Origin of the sequence: Actinomadura meyerae (assembly GCF_900188445.1) — a bacterium.
Taxonomy (GTDB): Bacteria; Actinomycetota; Actinomycetes; order Streptosporangiales; family Streptosporangiaceae; genus Spirillospora; species Spirillospora meyerae.
In genome coordinates, this window is the sequence record NZ_FZOR01000016.1 from 55211 (window position 1) to 74222 (window position 19012).

Sequence of the window (19012 nt, forward strand, 5' to 3'; positions counted from 1 at the left end):
GGCCGGGCCCGACGCGCGACGCCGCCGCGTCCCGGGCGGGGCGCGGCGGCGTCGGAGCCCGAAGGCGCGCCGTCGGGCGTCAGTCGTTCAGGCGTTCAGTCGTCAGGCCGTGCGCACCAGGCGGTGCGCACCAGGCGGTGGGCGTCAGGCGTCGATGGACGCCATGACCTCGTCGGACACGTCGAAGTTGGCGTAGACGTCCTGGACGTCGTCGGAGTCCTCCAGGGCGTCGAGGAGGCGGAACACCTTCTTGGCGTTGTCCTCGTCGAGGGGGACGGTGACGCTCGGCAGGAACTTGCTCTCGGCCGACTCGTAGTCGATGCCGGCCTCCACCAGGGCGGTGCGGACCGCGACCAGGTCGCCGGCCTCGCTGACCACCTCGAAGTTGTCGTCGTCGAGGTCGTTGACCTCCTCGGCGCCCGCGTCGAGGACGGCCATCATGACGTCGTCCTCGCTGGTGCCGGCCTTGGGGACGATCACGACGCCCTTGCGGTTGAACATGTACGACACCGAGCCCGGGTCGGCGAGGGAGCCGCCGTTGCGGGTGAGCGCGACGCGGACCTCGGAGGCGGCGCGGTTGCGGTTGTCGGTGAGGCACTCGATCAGGACGGCGACGCCGCCGGGCGCGTAGCCCTCGTAGGTGATCGTCTGCCAGTCGGCCCCGCCGGCCTCCTCGCCGGCGCCGCGCTTGCGGGCCCGCTCGATGTTGTCGTTGGGGACCGAGTTCTTCTTCGCCTTGTAGATGGCGTCGTAGAGGGTGGGGTTCGCGTCGGGGTCGCCGCCGCCGGTGCGGGCCGCCACCTCGATGTTCTTGATCAGCTTCGCGAAGAGCTTGCCCCGCTTGGCGTCGAGGGCCGCCTTCTTGTGCTTGGTCGTCGCCCACTTGGAATGGCCGGACATCTGTCACTCCTCCTCTGTCGTCCGGCGCACCAGATCGGCGAAGTAGTGGTGCACGCGGAAGTCGCCTGTCAACTCCGGATGGAACGAGGTCGCCATGAGACGTCCCTGACGAACGGCGACGATCCTACCGGCGTTCGGACCGCTCTCGGCGCGTCCGAGGATCTCGACGGCGGCGCCGACGGACTCGACCCAGGGCGCGCGGATGAAAACGGCGTGGTACGGCGTGTCCCCCATGCCGGCGAGCGGCACCGCGGCCTCGAAGGAGTCGACCTGCCGGCCGAACGCGTTGCGCCGCACGGTCATGTCGATCCCGCCGATGGTCTCCTGCCCGGCGGCGCCGTCCCGGATCCGGTCGGCCAGCATGATCATGCCGGCGCAGGACCCGTAGGCGGGCAGGCCCGCCTCGATCCGCTTGCGCAGCGGGTCGAGCAGCTCGAACGAGCGCGCCAGCCGCCACATGGTGGTGGACTCTCCGCCGGGCAGGACCAGCCCGTCGACGCGCTCCAGCTCCTCGGGGCGGCGCACGGCCAGGGTGCGCGCGCCCGCCGCCTCCAGGGCGCGGACGTGCTCGCGCACGTCGCCCTGGAGGGCGAGCACACCGATCGTCGGCTCAGTGGTCACGAGGGAACCTTCCGGGATGAGGGGGCCGCGTCAAACCCTAGACGTTGCTTACAACACGGCGCGACCTGCCCGGTCTTCCCCCCGGACGCGCGGGCGCCTCAGGCGGCGGTCAGGCCAGTTTGAAGCGGCGCAGCGGCAGTTCGAGGGGCAGGAAGCCGTCCTTGCCGCGGTCGGCGATGCCGCGGCCGAACATGTGCGCGGCGGCGAGCGCGAGCCCGAACTCCTCGGGGTCGAACGGCAGCGGGACGTCCGGCGCGCCCGCGTCGACGGCATGCCAGAACGGGCGCTCGGCGGGCAGCCGGGCGCCCTGGTCGACGACGACGCCGTCCTCGGCGGTGACGAACACGTCGCGCAGCAGCGTCCCCGACTCGTACCAGCGGAACCAGCAGCCGCGGATCACCGTGTGCAGGACGAGGACGCCGCAGCGGGACCCGGGCAGGGCCGCCGCCGCGGTGTCGGCGATGCGGCGGGCGTCGTCGTCGAGGCAGAACAGCCGCCGGTCGCACAGCAGCAGCGCGCGGTCGAACGCCCCGACGAACAGCTCGTCCTCGTACGGCCAGAGCGCGAAGTCCAGGACCGTGTCACCGGTCTCGGTCAGGGCGGCCGCGGGATAGAGCCGGTGGGCGATCCGCGCGGCCCCGTCCGGGTCGGGCGCGAGGCCCGGCCCGAACACCTCGGTGGGTTCACCCGCGCTCGCGCAGGCCAGCGCGACCGACCAAGCCATGCTCTCCCCTCCCGCGGCCGGACACCGCCCGAGGGTGCGCCCCTCGCCGGCCACGCCGCCAGGTTAACCCTGCCGGGCGGCGCTGTGGAGCCCGGGTCCCGGTCACCTCACCAGCCGCGGCCCGCGAACTTCTGGTCCTCGCCGAGGGAGGCCGCGTTGATGCCGACCATGGCCTCGCCGAGCCCGCGGGACACCTTGGCGATCACGTCGGGGTCGTCGTGGAAGGTGGTGGCCTTCACGATGGCCTCGGCGCGCTGGGCCGGGTTGCCGGACTTGAAGATCCCGGAGCCGACGAAGACGCCCTCGGCGCCGAGCTGCATCATCATGGCCGCGTCGGCCGGGGTGGCGATGCCGCCGGCGGTGAACAGCACGACGGGCAGCTTGCCGTCCCGCGCGACCTCCTTGACCAGCTCGTACGGGGCCTGGAGCTCCTTGGCGGCGACGTACAGCTCGTCCTCGGGCAGGTTCTGCAGCCGCCGGATCTCCTGCCGGATCCTGCGCATGTGGGTGGTCGCGTTGGAGACGTCCCCGGTGCCGGCCTCGCCCTTGGAGCGGATCATCGCCGCGCCCTCGGTGATGCGGCGCAGCGCCTCGCCGAGGCTGGTGGCGCCGCACACGAACGGCACGGTGAACGCCCACTTGTCGATGTGGTTGTCGTAGTCGGCCGGGGTGAGCACCTCGGACTCGTCGATGTAGTCGACCCCGAGGGCCTGCAGCACCTGGGCCTCGACGAAGTGCCCGATGCGGGCCTTGGCCATCACCGGGATGGAGACCGCGCTGATGATCCCGTCGATCATGTCGGGGTCGCTCATCCGGGAGATGCCGCCCTCGGCGCGGATGTCGGCGGGCACCCGCTCCAGGGCCATGACGGCGACCGCGCCCGCGTCTTCGGCGATCTTCGCCTGGTCGGGCGTGACGACGTCCATGATCACGCCGCCCTTGAGCATCTCCGCCATGCCGCGCTTGACGCGGGCGGTCCCGGTCTCGGGAGCGGCGTTGTCAGTGGCGGGAGTGGAAGTGGACACGGGCATTCCTCACGTGGACGGACGACAAATCACTTTCCATGATATTGCCTGCTCGCGGGACCTCTCGACCCCGCAGAGTGTCAGTCGCCACGGCCGTCCGCTTACGGAGTGACCGCCGCCCCCTCCTGGCGGAGCGTCAAGGGGTGTAGGGCTTGCCGTCGTTGACGAGCACCACCCAGACCTGGCCAGGCGCGAACGTCATCGGCTCGCCGTCGGCGGTGGTGAAGGTGGTCCCCTTGTCCTCCGAGGGGCGCGACCACTTGGCCTTGTAGGACTTCCCGTCGCGGAGGACGACCGCCCGCCCGCTCCCGGTGGTGTGGATCAGCGGCGTGTAGCTGCCGAGGAAGTCGTGGAACTTCGAGCGGGTCGTCTTGGCGTACTGGATGACGACGGTCTTGCCGCCGAGCCGGCCGCCCTCGGCGGCGCGGTCGGGCCTCCCGCCCCAGCTGGCCAGCCACCGCTTCTGCTCGGCCGACCACGTGAACCCCATCGTCGCGCTGGGCCAGCGCGCGGTGAAGGACCGGGCCGGCTCGCCGCCCTCGGGCGCGGCCCCGAACCGGAAGCCGATGTCGCGCGGCTTCGCGGCCTTCGGCGCCCGCTTGAGCAGGTCCTTCGGGTCGGCGTACAGGTTGTAGGGGATGCGCTTGGCGCTGGAGCGGGAGTAGGCGCCGCCGGCCTTCTCCTGGGAGAGGTCGTACACCGGCGCCTTGCGGATGTACTTCTTCATCTTGCTCTGGACGCCGGAGAACGCGAAGGCGGGGCGGCCGAACTGCGGCAGGATGTGCAGGTCGGAGATGCGGGCGCTGCGCACCGGCCCGACCCGCTTCGGCAGCCTGGACGAGTAGACGGCCATCAGCCGGGTCTCGCCGCCCTCGACCTGCTCGACGTAGACGATGTCGGCGTCCTTCACCCCGCTCTGCGGCAGCGCCGGCGCGGTGTTCTCGATCTTGACGGCGAGGACCGGGCCGGTCAGCCCCTTCCGGCCGCCGTTGAACGGGTGCACGGCGGGCTCGGGCGTCCCGGACGGCGGCGCGGGCGTCCCCGTGCTGCGGGGCGGCGGCGCGCTGTCCGGCTTCTCCGAGCCGGAGCAGGCGGCCAGGCCGGCCCCGAGGACGAGGGCGCCCAGGCCCGCGGCCGCGCGGCCGCGGGCGGTGCCGGTCCAAGCGGATCGCACGATGTACCCCTCCCTGTGGACGATCTGCCAGAGGGTAGCGAACGCCGCCGCGTGCGCCCGCCCGTCCAGCGGTACGGCCGCGGGGCGGCGCTGTGATCAACGTCGCACCGTCAGATTCCGGGCGGGTCGTCGTCGATCTCGAAGAAGTCGGGGAGCGCGGCGCGGCCGGCGAGCGGCAGCACCCTGATGAGCAGCTTGCGGCGCGCGGTGCGGGCCTGGGCGACCGCGTCGTTGTAGAAGCGGCGGGCGTAGGCGACCTTCGCGGCGGCCGACGACAGCTCGTCCAGCACCTCCCCGCCGTCGCCCGCGCCCCGCTCGGTGATCGTGCGGACGAACTCGGGCTGGTCGACGACCGCGCGCAGCGCCCGGGACAGGTCGCTCTCGGCGAACTCGCGGCGCTCGGCGTCGGCGGTGCGCGCCTCGTGCGCGGCCGTCGCCAGCACCAGGCTGGTGGCGGGGTCCAGCAGCCGGGACGCGGCCAGCTCCAGCGCGGCCGCGGCCCGCCGCACGAGCGCGGCGTCCAGCGCGGCGCGGGCGGTCTCGACCCGGACGTGCAGCCGGTCGAGGCGGGTGGCGCGCCACGACACGTACACGCCGACCAGGAAGACGACGGCGATCCAGAACAGGACGTCGATGATCCAGTCGTAGGACATGCGGTGCGCTCCTAGAGCCCGGGGCCGGACTCGACGACCCCTTCGCCGCCGCCGGTGACGGTCTCGTACACCCGCAGCACGTCGCGCGCCACCGCCGACCAGTCGTAGGCGCGGACTGCGGCGCGGGCCTCCGCGGACAGCTGCTTGCGCCGCGCCGGGTCGTCGAGGAGCTCACCGGCCGCCGCCGCGAGCGCCTCGTGGTCGCCGACCGGGAACAGCGCGCCGGCGCGGCCGCCGAGCAGCACCCGGTCGAACGCCTCGATGCCGCTGGCGAGGATCGGGGCGCCCGCCGACATCGCCTCGGCGAGCACGATGCCGAAGCTCTCGCCGCCGAGGTTCGGCGCGACGAAGACGTCCACCGAGTGGTAGGCGCGGACCTTGTCGGCCTCGCTGACCATGCCGAGCACGGCGACGCGGCCGCGCAGCTCGGGCGACACCCGGGCGAGGACGTCGCCGGCGTCGCCGGGCCCGGCGAGCAGCAGCCGCAGCCCGGGGCGGCGGCGGCCGAGGATCTCGAAGGCGCGCAGCAGCACCGGCAGGCCCTTGCGGGGCTCGTCCATCCGGCCGAGGAAGCCGAGCGCGCCGCCGTCGCCGTCGCCGGCGCCCGGGGCCTCGGTGCGGCCGCGCCAGCCGGGCAGCGGCTCGGCCATCGCGTACCGCTCGGTCGCGACGCCGTTGGGGATGAGCACGGCGTCGCCGCCGAGGTGCTCGACGAGGGTGGTGCGGGCGGCCTCGGACACGGCGATCCGGCCGGTGATCTTCTCCAGGGCGCTCTGCAGGATCGGCGCGGTGACCGACACCACCCGCGACTTCTCGTAGGACGCGTGGAAGGTGCCGACGATCGGCCCGTCCGCGGCCCAGCAGGCCAGCAGGCCGAGCGAGGGCGCGGCGGGCTCGTGGACGTGCAGGACGTCGAAGCCGCCCTCGCGGATCCACCGGCGGACCCGCCCGGCGGACAGGAACCCGAACGACAGCCGCGCCACGGACCCGTTGTAGGGGACGGGGACGGCGCGCCCGGCGGACACGGCGTAGGGCGGCAGCTCGGCGTCGTCGTCGGCCGGCGTGATCACCGAGACGTCGTGGCCGAGCCCGATCAGCGCCTCGGCGAGGTCGGCGATGTGCCGCTGCACGCCGCCGGGGACGTTCCAGGTGTAGGGGCAGACGATCCCGATCCTCATCGGCCGGCCCTCATCTCCCGCCGCCCGCTCCCCGGCCTCCGGCCAGGTCGTCCACCCAGACCTTCTGCAGCATGTGCCAGTCCTCGGGGTGCGCGGCGATGCCCTCCTCGAAGGCGTGCGCCAGCTCCTGGGTCATCGCCTGGATCTTCTCCTGTCTGGCGCCCTCGTCCGGGACGGGGATCTCGTCGTGGACGCGGGCCGCCCAGTACTCCCCCTCGTACCAGAGTGTCACGGGGATGAGGGCGGCGCCGGTCTGGACCGCGAGCGCGGCGGAGACGGCCGGCATCCGGGCGGTGGCGCCGAAGAACTCGACGTCGACCCCGCTGTCGGTGAGGTCGCGGTCGACGACGAGGCAGACCGGCCGCCCGGCGCGCAGCCGCTGCGCCATCCGCCCGTAGGCGGACGCGCCCTTGTGCGGGAGCACCTCCATGCCGAGGCTCTCGCGGAACTCGACGAACCGGTCGAACAGCGACGCCGGCTCCAGCCGCTCGGCGACGGTGGTGAACGGGTACCCGCAGTGCACCAGCCACGCGCCCGCGTGCTCGTAGTTGCCCATGTGGGGCAGCGCCAGGATCACGCCGCGCCCGGCCTCGAGGTTGGTGAAGATCTTCTTCTCGCCGGTGACGCGCATCCGGCCGAGGATCCGGGCCCGGTCGTACTCGGGCAGCCGGAACACCTCCAGCCAGTAGCGCAGGTAGGAGCGCAGCACCTTCTTGCTGAGGACGCGGACCTCGTCGTCGACGGCGTCCTTGCCGAGGACGCGGCACAGGTTCTTCTCGAGCTGCCGCACGCCGGCCCCGTACCGGTGCCAGGTGCGGTCGGCGATCGCGGCGAAGACCAGCCGCGCCGCGCTCTCGGGCATCTTGCGGACGACCGTCCAGCCCAGCGCGTAGACGGCGTCGGTCACCTCGTCGCGGAGGGAGGGCGGCGCGCCGTCGCGGCGGCGGGGCGTGGTCACGGTCGCGGCTCCGGCGTCTTCGCGGCGCCGTTCCCCTTCTTCGCACCGGCCGCGGCCGGGGAGTCGTCCCTGGCCTGGACGTACACGGTGGCGAACCGCTGCCCGACGGTGACGGTGCTGAGCACGGCGAGCGCCCACAGGGCGACGGCGAGGATGAACGGGACGCCGAGGCCGTCGAACCCGGCGGCGACGAGCGCGACGATGAGGCGCTCGGCGCGCTCGGCGATGCCGACGTCGCAGGTGTAGCCGAGCCCTTCGGCGCGGGCCTTGGCGTAGGACACCACGACCCCGGCGACGAGGCAGTACAGCGCGACCCCGGCGAGCGGCTCCTGGCCGTCCCGGTACAGGCCGATCATCAGCCCGGCGAAGATCGCGGCGTCGGCGACGCGGTCCATGGTGGAGTCCAGGAACGCGCCGAACTTTGAGATCTTGCCGGTGACGCGGGCGACCGCGCCGTCCAGCATGTCGAACAGGACGAACGCGGTGATGACCAGCGTCCCCCAGAAGAACTCCCCGCGCGGGAAGAGCACGAGCGCGCCGGCGGCCACGCCGACCGTGCCGATGACGGTGATGGCGTTGGGCGAGACTCCGGTCCGCGCGACCGCCTGCCCGATCGGGGTGAGGACGCGCCCCAGCGCGGGCCTGATCTTGTTGAGCATCGCCGTCCGTTCTCGTGTCTCTCGGGGGTGCGGGCCCTGCTCCGGCCTGGGGGCGGGCCTCCGCGGCGGGCCCAATCGTAGTGCGGCCGGGGCGGCGGCGTGGTCGGCCCGGGGTTTGGGGGCCGGGCGGCCGGGACAGATGACGGTTGATTGCGGTTCCCCCCTTGTGGTCCCGGCCATCACGGGAAAGGGTGGTGGTACGGGTGTGACGTCGGTCACGCGCGATGGGACGAGGTCGGACGCCGCACTCGGACGTCGGGGCCGGGCCCGCCGGGCCGGGCCCAAGCCGCACGCGGGCCTCCGCGCGGAGACCCGTCCGAGGAGGTAGTCATGGCGGACAAGGGAGGCCACCCGGGAGCCCCCGGCAGGGCACCGGAGGCCGGCGGGTGCGACAGGGTGCGCAACGTCGCGCTGGTCGGCCATTCGGGAGCCGGCAAGACCACGCTGGTGGAGGCGCTGCTCGCCGCGACGGGCACGCTGCAGCGGGCGGGCAAGGTCGAGGACGGCACCACGGTCAGCGACTTCGACGAGGTCGAGGTGCGCCAGCAGCGCTCGGTGAACCTGGCGCTCGCCCCGCTCATGCACGGGGACGTCAAGGTCAACCTCATCGACACGCCCGGGTACGCCGACTTCGTCGGCGACCTGCGCGCCGGGCTGCGCGCCGCCGACGCGGCGCTGTTCGTGATCTCCGCGGTGGACGGCATCGACGGCCTCACCCGGATGCTGTGGGAGGAGTGCGCGGCGGTGCGGATGCCCCGCGCGGTCGTCATCACCAAGATCGACCAGCAGCGCGGCGACTTCGACGACGTCGTCATGACCTGCCAGGACGTCTTCGGCGAGGGGGTCGCCCCGCTGTACTTCCCCGTGTCGGACGGGGACGGCGGGCTGAAGGGCCTGATCGGGCTGCTGTCGCAGCGCTGCCTCGACTACTCCACCGGGCGGCGCACCGAGTGCGAGCCCGACCCCGAGTACCTGGAGCAGATCGCCGAGCAGCGCGCGTCGCTGATCGAGGGGATCATCCAGGAGAGCGAGGACGAGACCCTCATGGACCGGTACCTCTCCGGTGAGGACATCGACGTCAAGGCGCTCATCGGGGACCTGGAGACCGCGGTCGCGCGGGGCAGCTTCCACCCCGTCCTCGCGACGTCGGTCCCGCACGGCGACCACCCCGGCCCGGTCGTCGGCATGCTGGAGCTGCTGGAGGTCGTCACCCAGGCCTTCCCGTCCCCGCTCGAGCACGGCATCCCCCCGGTCACCGCGGTGAGCGGCGGCCCGCCGAAGGAGATCTCCTGCGACCCCGAGGGCCCGCTGGTCGCCGAGGTCGTCAAGACCACCTCCGACCCGTACGTGGGGCGGATCTCGCTGGTCCGGGTGTTCTCCGGGACGCTGCGCCCCGACTCCACGGTGCACGTGTCCGGGCACGGCATGGCCGACCGCGGGCACGAGGACCACGACGTCGACGAGCGGGTCGGCGCGCTCACGTCCCCGCTCGGCAAGACGCAGCGCACCGTGTCGTCCTGCTCGGCGGGCGACATCTGCGCGGTGGCGAAGCTGAGCCGCGCCGAGACCGGCGACACCCTCTCCGACCCGGGCGCGCCGCTGCTGATGGCGCCCTGGTCGATGCCCGACCCGCTGCTGCCCGTGGCGATCCGCGCCAAGTCCAAGGCCGACGACGACAAGCTCAGCCAGGCGCTCGCCCGGCTCGTCGCCGAGGACCCGACGCTCCGCCTGGAGAACAACCCCGAGACGCGGCAGCTGGTGCTGTGGTGCATGGGCGAGGCCCACGCCGACGTCCTGATCGACCGGCTGAAGACGCGGTACGGCGTCGAGGTCGACCGGGTGGAGCTGCGCGTCCCGCTGCGGGAGACGTTCGGCGCCCCGGCCAAGGGCCTCGGCCGGCACGTCAAGCAGAGCGGCGGGCACGGCCAGTACGGCATCTGCCACATCGACGTGGAGCCGCTGCCCTCCGGCGAGGGCTTCGAGTTCGTCGACAAGATCGTCGGCGGGGTGGTGCCGCGGCAGTTCATCCCCTCGGTGGAGAAGGGCGTCCGGCAGCAGATGGCGCGCGGGGTGTCGGCCGGGTACCCGCTCGTCGACATCAAGGTCACCCTGCACGACGGCAAGGCGCACTCGGTCGACTCCTCCGACATGGCGTTCCAGGCCGCCGGGGCGCTGGCGCTGAAGGACGCGGCGGGCCGGGTGCCGGTCCTGCTGCTGGAACCGGTCGACGAGGTGGAGGTGCTGATCGCCGACGAGTACGTGGGGCCGATCATGTCCGACCTCACCTCGCGGCGCGGCCGGGTGCTCGGCTCCCAGGCGGTGCCCGGCGGCCGCACCATGATCAAGGCGGAGGTGCCGCAGCTGGAGATCGTCCGGTACGCGATCGACCTGCGGTCGATGTCGCAGGGCACCGGCACGTTCAACCGCACGTTCCTGCGCTACGAGCCGCTCCCGACGCACCTGGCCGACAAGGTCGCCGCCGAGTCCCGCGACGACTAGCCGCACTCGTCGCCGTACTCGGCCACGGCCCGGCGCCGCGGCCGGCTGCGGCGACCGGCGCCGCGCGCGTGCCGCAAGCCCCGCCCGGGACGGCCGGGCGGGGCTCTAGGCTTTGCCTGTGGATCTTCCTGCCCTCCGGCTGGGGCCGCGCGCGCGGCTCTGGCGGTCACTCTCGGGCGCCGCCGTCGTCGGCGCCCTCTGCTACACCAGCGCGTACGGGAGCAACGACGACTTCCCGCTCGGGCCGATGACGCAGTTCGCGTTCTCGGTGAAGAACGACGGCGGCGTGATCGGCTCCTACTGGCTGGAGGCCGACACCGCCGCGGGTGAGCACGTGAAGCTGTCCTTCGACGCGGTCGGGACGGGCATGAAGCGCGCCGAGATCGAGGGGCAGATGCCGCGCATCGTCCGCGACCCCTCGCTGCTGCAGGGCATCGCCGACGCGCAGCGCAGGCTCCACCCCGAGCAGCCCCGCTTCACCCGGATCTACGTCGTCCGGGAGATCAGGAAGCTGGAGCACGGCAAGGTCGTGTCGACCTCGCGGCAGAACCGCGTCGTCTGGGACGTCCGGTGACGGCCGCGGCGACGCCGGAAGCCCCCCGGCCCGTCCGGCCCGGCGCGGACGCGCCCGAGCCCGCCCGCAACCCGTGGGACCGCTGGTGGTTCGGGCCCGTGCCCCGCGCGCGGATCGCATGGCTGCGGGTCATCGGCTACGTGTTCCTGCCGTTCGACATGCTGCTGCTGACCGGCAGCACGCTGTCGCACGCGCGGCTGCCCGCCGACCTGTACCAGCCGGTGCTGGTCGGACGGCTGCTGCACCTGCCCGCGCCCACCCTGTGGTCGATGTACACGCTGCTGGTGGTGACGGTCGCGTCCGGGCTGGTCGCCATGACCGGGAAGGTGCTGCCCCGCGCGAGCGGCTACGTCGCCGCGTGCGGGTACCTGTGGTGGGTCACGATCAGCATGTCGTACGGCAAGGTCGACCACGACCACCTAGCCCTGATCGTTGCGCTGTTCGTGCTGCCGAGCGTCGGCCGCGCGGGCGTCGGGGACGCGCGGCGCTGCGAGGCATCGGCGTGGTCGGTACGCTGCGTCCAGATCGGGGTGGTCGCGGCGTACTTCCTGTCCGCGTGGGCGAAGGTGCGCATCGGCGGGTTCCCGGCGTGGCCGAACGGGTCGACCGTCCAGTGGGCGCTGAGCCGGCGCGGGACGCCGATCGGCCGCGCCCTCATCGACTACTCGGTGCTGCTGAAGGCCAGCCAGTGGTTCATGTTCCTCGCCGAGGCGCTCTCCCCGGTGATGCTGTTCCTGCGCGGCAGGCCGCTGTACGCGCTCGTGCTGTTCTTCGCCGGCTTCCACGCCGTCACCTACGCGCTGATGACGATCCACTTCCTGCCGCACGCGATCTGGCTCGCCGCGTTCCTGCCGCTGGAGCGGCTGACGGGGCTGCTGCCCGAGCGCCTGCGCGGCCCGGAGCCCGCCGCCGGGCCGGCCTCCGGTTCCGTCGGCTGAGGGAGGCGCGCCGGCGCCGGGTCAGGTCCCGGCGCCGGGACGCCGGTCGGCGGGCAGCATGCACGCCGCCGTCCCGCCCGGCATCCGGTGCCGGTTGTTCGCGACGAGCCGGTAGACGCCGTGCGCGAGCCAGCTCGCCGGCGGGACCCGCAGGAGCACACCGGGCACCCGCCACAGGCCGCCGGCGGCCGTCAGCATCCGCCCGATGGCCTCCGCTCCGCCGCTGACGCGCCCGGCCCGGTCGACCCACAGGACTTCGTACTGGGCCCGCTCCGCCGTGGTGCCGAGGGCGTCGAGGTCGGTGAACTGCCAGGCGACGACCGCCGCCCGGACGGGCACGCGCCGCTCCAGGAACCGCGCCGACGACGTGCAGAACCCGCAGTCGCCGTCGAACACCAGCACCGGCGGCTCCGGCACGCCCGCCACAGGTCCGGCCCCGCCCATCAGGCCACCGGCCCCGCCCATCAGGCCACCGGCCAGGCGTCGGCGAGCATCTGGCGGGTGTCGCGCAGCAGCTGCGGCAGCACCCGGGTCCGCCCGACCACCGGCATGAAGTTGGTGTCGCCGCCCCAGCGGGGGACGACGTGCTGGTGCAGGTGCGCGGCGATCCCGGCGCCCGCGACGAGGCCGAGGTTCATGCCGACGTTGAAGCCCTGCGCGCCGCTGGCCTTGCGCAGCGCGGCGAGGGCGCGCTGGGTGTACGTCGCCAGCTCCACGTACTCCCGCTCCTCCAGCTCCGTGTAGTCGGCGACGTGCCGGTAGGGGACGACCATCAGATGCCCGGAGTTGTACGGGTAGAGGTTCAGCACCGCGAACACCGACTCGCCGCGGGCCACGACGAGGCCCTCCTCGTCGGCCATCTTCGGGATCTCGCAGAACGGGCAGCCGTCGCCCTCGCCCGCGCCCGTCGGCTTGCCCTCGCCCTTGATGTAGGCCATCCGGTGCGGGGTCCAGAGCCGCTGGAAGTCGTCGGGCGTGCCCGCGCCGCCTCTCTCCTCCTCGAAGCGGGGCGTGCGCGCGTTCCCGGCACCGGCCCCGGGCGCGTCCTCGCGCCCCTGCTGCACCACGGACTCCTCCGGCTCTGCGGTCAAGGCGGCGGTCTCCTTTTGTTCACGGCCTGACCAGCAGCATAGAGAGACGAGGGGCCGGGGCTGTAGCCGGGATGCCCTTCGGGGCACCGGTCCGCGCGTGACGTTTGCCCGCGACTCCGACACCATGGTCATCTCACCACACCACGGGAGCGATCATGACCGGGCTCGACAGGCGGCAGAGCGGCGGCGGCGAGCCGAGGCCGGACCCCGGCGCCAAACCGTTCTTCCCGGGTGCGCCGGACCGCGCGACGACCGTCCCGCCGCCCGGCGTGCCGCTGCCCGCCCCGCCGCCCCCGGGTCCGGCGGGGCCCGGTCCCGGCGCGTCCGGCCCGGCGGCGTCCGGCCCGGCGGCGTCCCGGCCGGGTCAGGCACCCGCGCCTCCGGCGTCCGGGGCCACCGCGCCGCCGATGACGCTGCACGGCTCCCCCTCCGACGTCACCGTGGCGGTGGAGGGCCGCGTCACCATCGACGACGCCGTGCTGGGGAAGATCGCCGAGCTGGCGGCGCTGGAGGTGGCCGGGGTCGCCTGCCTCGCCCCGGCGGGCGCGCGCATCGCCGTGGGCGAGGAGGAGGCCACCGTCGACGTCGCCATCGCGGTCGAGTACGGCACCGTGATCAAGGACGTCGCCGCGATGGTGCAGGGGAACGTCGCGCGGGTCGCGGGCGTGATGCTCGGCTCGCGGGTCGCGGCGGTCAACGTGTCCGTGGCCGACGTGCGGATGCCCGCGGCGCCGGCCGGCGGCCGCGGCGGGGCGGGTCAGACGCCGCGCGCGTAGCAGCTCTGCATGCCGCCGCCGACCGAGACCGTCGTGACCTTCACCCGTTCGATGAGGTTCGCGGAGACGCCGGCGAAGTAGAAGCTGTGCGGCCGGCCCGCCTGCGCGGTCGCCTGCTGCGACTTCGGCGCCCGCCCCTTCAGCATGACCTCGGCCCGGATCAGCCCGCTGGCCGACACGGTCACGAGCACGTTCACGCCGGCGGACGTGACCCGGTAGAGGCCCGTCCCGTCGGGGCACCAGTCGGCGGCGGAGCCGCCGGAGTTCTGCTCGGGGATCGTGGGCCCGCCGCCCTGCCCGCCGGACCCGGCGCTCGGATACGGGCTGCCGCCGCCGTTCTGCTGCGGCACCGGGTTGGTCGGCGTCGCCGACGCCCCCGGAACGCCCGGGGCACCGGCCTGCCCGGGGACGGCCGGCGCGGACGGGCTCACCGCGCCCCGCGCCCCGGCCGCGCCCTTGTCACCGTCGTCCATGAGCGGCTGGAGCAGCACGAGGACGGCCGCGACGACGAGCGCCAGCGTGCCGCCGTAGCCCGCGATCCGGCCCCAGAGCCGGGCCCGCAGGCTCCGCCGCGCCGGCCTCCTGGACTTCATCTCCGCCGTCTCCCCGTCGTGGCATGTGATCGAAGAGGCTACCAACTCCGGGCGGCCCGCATCCCGCCGTCGCCCGGGCCCGCCGGTGCCGCACCGGCCCCGGCGGGCCGGGTGCGGCACCGGCCCGCGGTCAGACCTGGACGCGGGCCTCGACGGCCTTGACGATCTCCTCGACCGCCTCGCCGATCGGGACGCCGTTCTTCTGCTCCCCGCTGCGGTACCGGAACGACACCGCGTCCTTGGCCACGTCGTCGTCGCCCGCGAGCAGCATGTACGGGATCTTCTGCTTCTGCGCGTTGCGGATCTTCTTCTGCATCCGGTCGGAGGAGGTGTCGACCTCGACGCGGATCCCCCGCTCGCGCAGCCTCGCCGCGACCCGCTCCAGGTGCGGGACGTGCGCGTCGCCGATCGGGATGCCGACGGCCTGCACCGGCGACAGCCACGGCGGCATCGCGCCCGCGTAGTGCTCGACGAGCACGCCGAGGAACCGCTCCACCGACCCGAACAGCGCCCGGTGGATCATCGCGGGGGTCTGCCGGGTGCCATCCGCCGCCTGGTACTCCAGCCCGAACCGCTTCGGCTGGTTGAAGTCGAGCTGGATGGTGGACAGCTGCCAGGTCCGGCCGATGGCGTCCTTGGCCTGCACGGAGATCTTCGGCCCGTAGAACGCGGCGCCGCCCGGGTCGTCCACGAGCTCCAGCCCGGACTCCCCGGCCGCCTGGCGCAGCGCCTCGGTGGCCTCCGCCCAGTCGGCCTCCTCGCCGATGAACTTGTCGGAGTCGTCGCGGGTGGACAGCTCCAGGTGGAACTCCGACAGGCCGAAGTCGCGCAGGACGCTGAGCACGAAGGTAAGCAGCGACTTGATCTCCTCGCCCATCTGCTCCTTGGTGGTGTAGATGTGCGAGTCGTCCTGGGTCATGCCGCGCACGCGGGTGAGCCCGTGCACCACGCCCGACTTCTCGTACCGGTACACCGACCCGAACTCGCAGAGCCGCAGCGGCAGCTCGCGGTAGGACCGGCCGCGCGCCCGGAAGATCAGGTTGTGCATCGGGCAGTTCATCGGCTTGACGCGGTATTCGACGTCGTCGACCTCGAAGGGCGGGAACATGTCCTCGCCGTAGTACGGCAGGTGGCCGGAGGTCTCGAACAGCGACGACTTGGTGATGTGCGGGGTGTTGACGAACTCGTAGCCGGCCTCCTGCTGCCGGCGGCGCATGTAGTCCTCCATCTCCTTGCGGATGATGCCGCCCTTGGGGTGGAAGACCGGCAGGCCGCTGCCGAGTTCCGGCGGGAAGGAGAACAGGTCGAGCTCGGCGCCGAGCCGGCGGTGGTCGCGCTTCTCGGCCTCCTCCAGGAACTTCAGGTACTCGTCCTGCTTCTCGCGGGACTCCCAGGCGGTGCCGTAGATCCGCTGGAGCTGCGGGTTCTTCTCGCTGCCGCGCCAGTAGGCGCCGCCGGAGCGCATCAGCTTGAACGCGGGGATGACGCGGGTGGACGGCAGGTGCGGGCCGCGGCACAGGTCCTTCCAGCGCAGCTCGCCGGACTTGGCGTCGAGGTTGTCGTAGATGGTCAGCTCGCCGCCGCCCACCTCGACGTCGGCGCCGTCGGCGGCGTCCCCGACCGGGCCGGAGCCCTTCAGGCCGATCAGCTCCAGCTTGTAGGGCTCGCCGGCCAGCTCCGCGCGCGCGTCGTCGTCGGAGACGGCGCGGCGGGAGAACCGCTGGCCCTGCTTGACGATCTCGCGCATCCGCTTCTCGATGCGCTTCAGGTCGTCGGGGGTGAACGGCTCGGCGACGTCGAAGTCGTAGTAGAAGCCGTTCTCGACCGGCGGGCCGATGCCGAGCTTCGCCTCGGGGAACAGCTCCTGGACGGCCTGCGCCATCACGTGCGCGGCGGAGTGCCGCATGATCGCCCGGCCGTCGGCCGAGCCGATCTCGACGGGCTCGACGGCGTCGCCGTCGCGCAGCTCTGACGCGAGGTCGCGCAGCTCGCCGTTGACCCGGGCGGCGATCACGGTGCGGCCGTCGGCCTCCAGGGCCTCGCCCGCGGTGGTGCCCGCCGGTACCGCCCGCTCGCCGCCGTCGAGTCTGATGCGCAGTTCGGGCACGGTGGACACGGGTACTCCTCGCGATGGTGGTCTGGGATCAGCGGGTTCCGATGCTATCGACTCGTCGTCCGCGCCGGACGCATCCGGTTCCATCGGGTCTCCTCTCGTGGGGAGGGCCCGCGGGCGGTCCCGGGAACGCCGAAGGGCCCCGGGGATCGCTCCCGGGGCCCTTCCGCGTTGCAAGGTCAGTGCATGCCGCGGCGCCGGGAGTGACCCGGCGTCGTCGTCTCCACGTGGACGTGCGGCATGCAACCACTGTAGCCGAGGGGCGCGGTCACGCGCGTGCCCTCGGCCCGGCGAGCTTGTCCATGTCCTCCAGCTCGCGCCCCTTCGTTTCGGGGACGGCCCGGAGCACGAACACGACCGCGAGGACGGAGAACAGCGTGTAGAGGCCGTAGGCGAGGCCGAGCGAGAAGCCGGAGATGCCGGGGAACGTGGTGGTGATCACCCAGTTGGCGATCCACTGCGCGGCCGCGGCGACCGCGAGCGCCGACGCGCGGATGAAGTTGTTGAACATCTCGCCGAGCATCACCCACACGACCGGTCCCCAGGTCGCGGCGAACGACGCGACGAACACGTTGGCGGCGACGAGCGCGACCGGCCCGGCCACGTTCCCGAGGTGCGGCTCCCCGTCCACGACCGGGGCGGTGGCGAAGCAGACGGTGAGGGTGCCGAGGGACAGCGCCATCCCGGTGGCCCCGCCGAGCAGCAGCGGCCGCCGCCCGATCCGGTCCACCAGCGCGATCGCGACCAGCGTGAACGCCACGTTCACCAGCGAGTTGATCACCGAGGTGAGCATCGCGTCGTTCTCGGAGAACCCGACCGCCTGCCACAGCGACGACGAGTAGTAGAAGATCACGTTGATGCCGACGAACTGCTGGAAGACCGACAGCAGGATGCCGACCCACACGATCGGCAGCAGGCCGAGCCGGGGCCCGCGCAGGTCCCGCAGGTGGACGGGGCGGTCCTCGGCGATCGACCGGACGATCTCCCTGATCTTGCCGTCCACGTCGCCGTGCCCCATCACTCGCCGGAGCACGTCGCGGGCGCGGGCCGTCTGGTGCTTCTTGACCAGGTAGCGGGGCGACTCGGGGATGGTCGTGGCGATCACGCCGTACATGACGGCGGGCACGACCGCGCTGGCGAACATCCAGCGCCACGCGTCCCCGCCCCAGGGGAACGTCCCGGAGGCGCCGCCGTCCGACACCCGCGCGATCACGTAGTCGACGACGAGGGCGGCGAAGATGCCGAGGACGATCGCCATCTGCTGGAGTGAGCCGAGCCGGCCGCGCAGCTCCGCGGGCGCGATCTCGGCGATGTAGGCGGGCGCGATCACCGACGCGGCGCCGATGGCCAGGCCGCCGACCACCCGCCAGGCGGTCAGGTCGGCGGCGCTGAAGGCCAGCGCCGAGCCGATCGAGCTGACCACGAACAGCACCGAAGCGATGAGCATCGTGCGGACGCGGCCGATGCGGTCGGCGATCGGCCCGGCGAACCAGGCGCCGGCGGCGCAGCCGAGCAGCGCGGCCGACACCACGAACCCGACGGCGAAGCCGCTCAGCTCGAACCGCTCCTTCAGCGCGTCCACGGTCCCGTTGATCACCGAGGAGTCGTAGCCGAACAGGAACCCGCCGAGGGCGGCGGACCCGGCGAGCAGCACGGCGGTGGCGGTGGCGTGGGAGGGGCCGTCCCCCTCCGGGTCGTCCGAGGGCCGGGGCGCGGTGCCGGAGGTCGTCATGGGCCCTGATCTTCCCCGGGAGACGGGCCTTATGCGGGGTTCCGGACGCGCCTCAGTCGCGCACGGCGACGCCGAGGACGTGCGGCGAGGCGGGGTTGCCCCGGCCGCCCTCGGGGAAGTCGAAGCGCCGCTCGGTCCGCACGGTGAAGCCCGATCCGGCGATGTAGGCGTCCGTCGGGCGGGAGACGTGGCAGCCCGCGGCGAAGAACGGCCACAGCACGTCGGCGTACCGCTGGAACCGCCGCTTGCCGGGCGTGGGTCCCCGGACGTGCTCGTAGTAGCGCAGCTCGCCGCCCGGCCGAAGGACGCGCCGCAGCTCGGCCAGCGCCCGGACGGGGTCGCGGACCGAGCACAGCACGAGCGAGGCCACCGCGACGTCGAAGGAGGCGTCGTCCAGGTCGAGGTCCTCGGCGCGGCCGGGCCGCACCGTGACGGGGACGGGCGCCCGCGCGGCGTTCCGGTCGGCCTGCGCGCGCAGCCGCGGCTCCGGTTCGATCGCGACCACCTCGGTCACCTCGGGCGGGTAGTGCGCGAAGTTGGCCCCGTATCCGGCGCCGACCTCCAGCACCCGGCCGGACGCCCCGGCGAGCAGCTCGGCACGGTGCGCGGCCCCGCCCGCCCTGGCGCAGCCCGCGTCGAGCCGCGGGTAGAGCCGGGCGAAGATCGGGTGGCTCAGATCGGTCATGCCCGCAGTCTCCGCCGCCGCGCCCGGTCACCGCAAGATCGCAGGCGGGCGGCCGCCCAGTTCAGGCCGCCCAGTTCAGGCTGATACCGCAGGGGCGGGTCGGATCTCCCTCCCCGGGG

At 73.3% G+C, this 19012-nt stretch carries 19 protein-coding genes; 4 read left to right on the forward strand and 15 right to left on the reverse strand.

All coding sequences use genetic code 11. The features are described from left to right. Positions 1-144 precede the first annotated feature (144 nt). The 9 genes from CHF16_RS18010 to pgsA form a co-directional block, all read right to left on the reverse strand. Positions 145-900 (reverse strand): YebC/PmpR family DNA-binding transcriptional regulator, encoded by a 756-nt coding sequence (locus CHF16_RS18010; protein ID WP_089327223.1) that lies wholly within the window; start codon positions 898-900, stop codon positions 145-147. A 3-nt stretch (positions 901-903) separates the two neighbouring features. Then, positions 904-1521: a pyridoxal 5'-phosphate synthase glutaminase subunit PdxT gene (gene pdxT, locus CHF16_RS18015; RefSeq protein WP_089327224.1), complete on the reverse strand. Its 618-nt coding sequence runs from the start codon at positions 1519-1521 to the stop codon at positions 904-906. Between the two features lie 109 nt (positions 1522-1630). After that, positions 1631-2245, reverse strand: coding sequence for a DUF6928 family protein (locus CHF16_RS18020; protein ID WP_089327225.1), 615 nt, complete (start codon positions 2243-2245; stop codon positions 1631-1633). A gap of 107 nt (positions 2246-2352) precedes the next feature. Continuing rightward, positions 2353-3276 (reverse strand): pyridoxal 5'-phosphate synthase lyase subunit PdxS, encoded by a 924-nt coding sequence (gene pdxS / locus CHF16_RS18025; RefSeq protein ID WP_089327226.1) that lies wholly within the window; start codon positions 3274-3276, stop codon positions 2353-2355. Between the two features lie 130 nt (positions 3277-3406). Beyond that, the gene (locus CHF16_RS18030; RefSeq protein WP_089327227.1) at positions 3407-4444 is read right to left on the reverse strand and encodes a DUF3048 domain-containing protein; all 1038 of its coding nucleotides are present in this window, start codon (positions 4442-4444) and stop codon (positions 3407-3409) included. A gap of 110 nt (positions 4445-4554) precedes the next feature. Further along, entirely contained in the window at positions 4555-5097 is a 543-nt protein-coding gene (locus CHF16_RS18035) for a LemA family protein (protein ID WP_089327228.1), read from the reverse strand. Between the two features lie 11 nt (positions 5098-5108). Beyond that, positions 5109-6275 carry a glycosyltransferase family 4 protein gene (locus tag CHF16_RS18040; protein WP_089327229.1) on the reverse strand — a complete coding sequence of 389 codons (1167 nt, stop codon included), beginning with the start codon at positions 6273-6275 and terminating at the stop codon, positions 5109-5111. A 10-nt stretch (positions 6276-6285) separates the two neighbouring features. Next, a complete protein-coding gene (locus tag CHF16_RS18045; RefSeq protein WP_089327230.1) occupies positions 6286-7233 on the reverse strand; it encodes a phosphatidylinositol mannoside acyltransferase in 948 nt (315 codons plus the stop codon). Continuing rightward, on the reverse strand, positions 7230-7892 hold the full coding sequence (gene pgsA, locus CHF16_RS18050; protein ID WP_089327231.1) for a phosphatidylinositol phosphate synthase: 663 nt from the start codon (positions 7890-7892) through the stop codon (positions 7230-7232). The genes CHF16_RS18045 and pgsA overlap by 4 nt, the downstream gene beginning before the upstream one ends. A gap of 330 nt (positions 7893-8222) precedes the next feature. Here pgsA and CHF16_RS18055 point away from each other — a divergent pair, with 330 nt between their 5' ends. From CHF16_RS18055 to CHF16_RS18065, 3 genes are all read left to right on the forward strand, one after another. Next, positions 8223-10391 carry an elongation factor G-like protein EF-G2 gene (locus CHF16_RS18055; RefSeq protein ID WP_089327232.1) on the forward strand — a complete coding sequence of 723 codons (2169 nt, stop codon included), beginning with the start codon at positions 8223-8225 and terminating at the stop codon, positions 10389-10391. 118 nt (positions 10392-10509) lie between these two features. Beyond that, positions 10510-10965, forward strand: a complete 456-nt coding sequence (locus CHF16_RS18060) for a hypothetical protein (RefSeq protein WP_089327233.1) — start codon at positions 10510-10512, stop codon at positions 10963-10965. Beyond that, positions 10962-11903 carry a hypothetical protein gene (locus CHF16_RS18065; RefSeq protein WP_089327234.1) on the forward strand — a complete coding sequence of 314 codons (942 nt, stop codon included), beginning with the start codon at positions 10962-10964 and terminating at the stop codon, positions 11901-11903. Before CHF16_RS18060 ends, CHF16_RS18065 begins: the two co-directional genes overlap by 4 nt. Positions 11904-11924: 21 nt before the next feature. On the opposite strand, the gene CHF16_RS18070 is transcribed toward CHF16_RS18065, so the two are convergent. Both CHF16_RS18070 and CHF16_RS18075 read right to left on the reverse strand, forming a co-directional pair. After that, entirely contained in the window at positions 11925-12368 is a 444-nt protein-coding gene (locus CHF16_RS18070; protein ID WP_245868737.1) for a thiol-disulfide oxidoreductase DCC family protein, read from the reverse strand. Next, positions 12368-12994, reverse strand: coding sequence for an HIT family protein (locus tag CHF16_RS18075; RefSeq protein ID WP_245868739.1), 627 nt, complete (start codon positions 12992-12994; stop codon positions 12368-12370). Before CHF16_RS18075 ends, CHF16_RS18070 begins: the two co-directional genes overlap by 1 nt. A gap of 155 nt (positions 12995-13149) precedes the next feature. Here CHF16_RS18075 and CHF16_RS18080 point away from each other — a divergent pair, with 155 nt between their 5' ends. Next, positions 13150-13770, forward strand: coding sequence for an Asp23/Gls24 family envelope stress response protein (locus CHF16_RS18080; protein WP_089327235.1), 621 nt, complete (start codon positions 13150-13152; stop codon positions 13768-13770). On the opposite strand, the gene CHF16_RS18085 is transcribed toward CHF16_RS18080, so the two are convergent. The 4 genes from CHF16_RS18085 to CHF16_RS18100 all read right to left on the reverse strand — a co-directional run bounded on the left by CHF16_RS18085 (position 13752) and on the right by CHF16_RS18100 (position 18893). Further along, positions 13752-14363 carry a hypothetical protein gene (locus CHF16_RS18085; protein WP_089327236.1) on the reverse strand — a complete coding sequence of 204 codons (612 nt, stop codon included), beginning with the start codon at positions 14361-14363 and terminating at the stop codon, positions 13752-13754. The two genes, CHF16_RS18080 and CHF16_RS18085, sit on opposite strands and share 19 nt — an antisense overlap. A 130-nt stretch (positions 14364-14493) precedes the next feature. Next, a complete protein-coding gene (gene thrS / locus CHF16_RS18090) occupies positions 14494-16479 on the reverse strand; it encodes a threonine--tRNA ligase (RefSeq protein ID WP_089327237.1) in 1986 nt (661 codons plus the stop codon). 265 nt (positions 16480-16744) lie between these two features. After that, positions 16745-18208 carry a sugar porter family MFS transporter gene (locus CHF16_RS18095; protein WP_089327238.1) on the reverse strand — a complete coding sequence of 488 codons (1464 nt, stop codon included), beginning with the start codon at positions 18206-18208 and terminating at the stop codon, positions 16745-16747. 52 nt (positions 18209-18260) lie between these two features. Next, complete coding sequence (locus CHF16_RS18100; RefSeq protein ID WP_089327239.1) at positions 18261-18893, reverse strand: class I SAM-dependent methyltransferase; 633 nt, start codon at positions 18891-18893, stop codon at positions 18261-18263. Between the last annotated feature and the right edge of the window lie 119 nt (positions 18894-19012).

Excerpts from the sequence above, each read along its gene's own strand:
- CHF16_RS18010 (WP_089327223.1), bottom strand. The coding sequence starts at position 900 with ATGTCCGGCCATTCCAAGTGGGCGACGACCAAGCACAAGAAGGCGGCC.
- CHF16_RS18035 (WP_089327228.1), bottom strand. The coding sequence starts at position 5,097 with ATGTCCTACGACTGGATCATCGACGTCCTGTTCTGGATCGCCGTCGTC.
- CHF16_RS18070 (WP_245868737.1), bottom strand. The coding sequence starts at position 12,368 with ATGGGCGGGGCCGGTGGCCTGATGGGCGGGGCCGGACCTGTGGCGGGC.
- CHF16_RS18080 (WP_089327235.1), top strand. The coding sequence starts at position 13,150 with ATGACCGGGCTCGACAGGCGGCAGAGCGGCGGCGGCGAGCCGAGGCCG.
- CHF16_RS18055 (WP_089327232.1), top strand. The coding sequence starts at position 8,223 with ATGGCGGACAAGGGAGGCCACCCGGGAGCCCCCGGCAGGGCACCGGAG.
- CHF16_RS18095 (WP_089327238.1), bottom strand. The coding sequence starts at position 18,208 with ATGACGACCTCCGGCACCGCGCCCCGGCCCTCGGACGACCCGGAGGGG.
- CHF16_RS18040 (WP_089327229.1), bottom strand. The coding sequence starts at position 6,275 with ATGAGGATCGGGATCGTCTGCCCCTACACCTGGAACGTCCCCGGCGGC.
- CHF16_RS18100 (WP_089327239.1), bottom strand. The coding sequence starts at position 18,893 with ATGACCGATCTGAGCCACCCGATCTTCGCCCGGCTCTACCCGCGGCTC.
- CHF16_RS18085 (WP_089327236.1), bottom strand. The coding sequence starts at position 14,363 with ATGAAGTCCAGGAGGCCGGCGCGGCGGAGCCTGCGGGCCCGGCTCTGG.
- CHF16_RS18020 (WP_089327225.1), bottom strand. The coding sequence starts at position 2,245 with ATGGCTTGGTCGGTCGCGCTGGCCTGCGCGAGCGCGGGTGAACCCACC.
- pdxS (WP_089327226.1), bottom strand. The coding sequence starts at position 3,276 with ATGCCCGTGTCCACTTCCACTCCCGCCACTGACAACGCCGCTCCCGAG.
- pgsA (WP_089327231.1), bottom strand. The coding sequence starts at position 7,892 with ATGCTCAACAAGATCAGGCCCGCGCTGGGGCGCGTCCTCACCCCGATC.